Annotated in this window: 2 protein-coding genes; both read right to left on the minus strand. The window is 44.2% G+C overall.

Going from position 1 to position 2,747, the window contains the following annotated elements; translation table 11 throughout:
• Window positions 1-140: 140 nt before the first annotated feature.
• Window positions 141-1,433 carry an O-antigen ligase gene (locus H0Z23_RS08860; RefSeq protein ID WP_296869086.1) on the minus strand — a complete coding sequence of 431 codons (1,293 nt, stop codon included), beginning with the start codon at window positions 1,431-1,433 and terminating at the stop codon, window positions 141-143.
• Window positions 1,434-1,524: 91 nt separating this feature from the next.
• Window positions 1,525-2,613 carry a glycosyltransferase family 4 protein gene (locus tag H0Z23_RS08865; RefSeq protein ID WP_296869087.1) on the minus strand — a complete coding sequence of 363 codons (1,089 nt, stop codon included), beginning with the start codon at window positions 2,611-2,613 and terminating at the stop codon, window positions 1,525-1,527.
• Window positions 2,614-2,747: the final 134 nt, after the last annotated feature.

Here is a 2,747-nt window from a genome sequence, read left to right on the forward strand (position 1 = left end):
CGCTTGCCCTTTGTGGCCGTCGGGGGTCGCACCTCCTTTCCTGCCATCAGAGTCACCGCGAGATGCGGAGCTTACTCAAAACCAAAATATATACTATCTAATAAGCGCCCTTTTGACAAGCCCTCAAAAACCATAAACCTTCAGCAGCTCTGCCTTTCATCCAAGACTTCACCGCCTCTTTCCGATACGGCAATGCCAAAAAGGACCCAAAACAGAAAACCAACTTTTTGCCTCGCCATCAATATGCTACCGCCAAAACCATAAACTACCTGAGCCATAATTGCAGCAATCAATGCAGCATAAAGCAGCTTCAAGGAGAAATTTTTGCTTTCTTTCATCTTTTTATACCCGCACCAAGCTCCCCTCATGAAAAGGGTCACCGCCAAAAAAGGAAGGAGCACTCCTCCTCTAACCAACAATTCCAGATACACATTGTGAGGCTCATGAGGTACGCCAACCCGAGGCAATTTGCCTATCTTGTCTTCTGCAAGGTGTTTGAAATCTGACCATCCCCAACCTATAAAAGGTTTTTCCTTCCATAGGCCAACAACCGATTTCCAAATTATGTTTCTGTGGGTCGTGAACCTAGTAAAATCTTTATTGAAACTCAATATCTGAGAAATTTCTCTTTTCGCATATGCTGAAGCCTTAACATCTGCAAAAACAAAAAAACACGCAAAAAGGGCAAAAAACACACAAGAAACTGCAGCTACCCTGATCAATTGTCTCTTCCCAGGCCTTATCAAAAACATCAAAAACAAGAAAATTCCTACAGTAAATGCTCCAGCTATCCAGGCACAGGAACTGAAACTCAAAAATACCAACAGCAAAGATAAAGCAAAAAGGGCGGGGAAAAACATCTCCAAGCAAATATTTTTTCTCTCTTTGAAGGCCTGAAAAAGAATGACTGGCAAGACAACTACTGAATAAATCCCCATGGTATTCATATTGCTAAAAGGTCCCGCAAAATGGTTTTTAGCAAGGGCTGCCCAAAGAACCCAGCATAAAACACAAACGAAAGAAGCCGTCCATACGCTTATAAGCCTGAAAAGCGCACCTTCATATTTTGTAATAACAAAAGAACTCAACCACACGGCAAAAAACGCCTCTAAAAGCATGGAAAAACCTTTCAAATCAAAATAAAGCCCTCTACTGTTCAAGACAGTAACTATTAACGACCACAAAAGAATTACCAACATGATTTTCTTGGTAAAGGGTTCTATAAAAGCTCTAAGTTCCTTTTTGCCCCCTCGAAATACCAAAATTCCAACGCCTATCAAGCACAAGAACCAGCCAAAATAGCGAAACACCGGCCCCCACGGCTCAAAAAATACAGAAAACAAAAAGCCAAATTCTACCAAGGAGACGCTGCTGCATGGCTTCTTAGCAAAAAGAGGCAGCGCTTCTTTGCCCAATAAGTCTTTCACCCCCACAGAGATTCCCCCCTTATTGTTAAACAAAATCTCAAAAACCCTTTATCACGCTCTACCGCCTATTTACCCCAACCTGCCAGAGGCAAGCAAACTAACGAGCCAATTCCCTGTAAAGCTCCAAAGACTTTTCTGCAATTGTGGCAACGTCGTACCTTTTGGCTTCCTCAATGGCGTTCAGACTCTTTGCCTCATCGGGAACAGCGTGAAGAGCCTTCTGCAAGACCTCTCTTAACGAATCCAAGTTTCCTGGTTCAGCAAGCCATCCATTGTGTCCATCTCGCACCAGGTCGAGGGTACCGCCACAGGCGAACGCCACAACAGGAAGCCCTGAAGCCATGGCTTCCAATAATGCAATACCAAAGGCCTCTGGCCCCCCAGAGCCCGGCACATGATACGAAGGCTGGACAAAAAGGTCAGATGCCCACAAAAAAGGCCTAACATCCTTGGCAAAGGGGAAAAACTTAACCCTTCGGTTGGACAACCCTCGAAACACCTCTTCCGCCAGCTTCACCAGCTCTTCCCTCATGGGTCCATCTCCCACCAGCCACAAACTTATGGGCCTGTCCGCCCCCAAAGCCCCAACTGCTCTTATCAAAAGGTCAAAACCTTTCCATGGCACAAATCGACCCATGCCCAGAATCACAAGCTCGCTAGGCTTTACATCCTCCTGGTTCCTTAACTTTTCTCTTTCCTTCAAGTTTGGTTCATACTTTTTCACTGCGACCGGGTTTGCGACTACCTTTATTCTATCGGTGGAAAAACCTTGACTTTCCATATGTTTTGCAATAGCAGTAGAAGGAGCTATCAGCAGCGTCGAATTTGCATAATACCTTCCTTTAGGAAACTTATCTACCGTAGCGGCAACAGGAATGTTCTTCTTCTTCCCCCAATAGGATCCAATAAAAGCCGCACTTGACAGCCTGGTGTGTATTACATCTGGCTTTATTTCCTCCAACAGGTTATCAAATCCCCTGCAAAGGGCAGGGTTCCATGCAAACATTGGCCGATATTCAAGGACTTTGAAACCTTCTTCTCTTGCTCTTTCTGCTAAGGTGCCACCTGGCCTACAAACCACGAAGTGTTCTATAGAACTGTCCATTTCTCTAATTTTTGCAAGCAAATCAAGCCAGGGTTTACTCCATGACAGGTTGTTTTCGTCTACATAATGAAGAATCCTCAAATTCCCATCTCCCTTTTACTTTTTCTTACTTCTCCCCTTACTTATTTGCCTAAATATGGCCAAACACACATAAAGATCGGGAAAAGACACTGCAAGAAAAAGTTTAAAAAACAAATCAGGGCGTCTATGCAAAA

Origin of the sequence: Thermovirga sp. (genome assembly GCF_017656375.1) — a bacterium.
Lineage (GTDB): Bacteria > Synergistota > Synergistia > Synergistales > Thermovirgaceae > Thermovirga.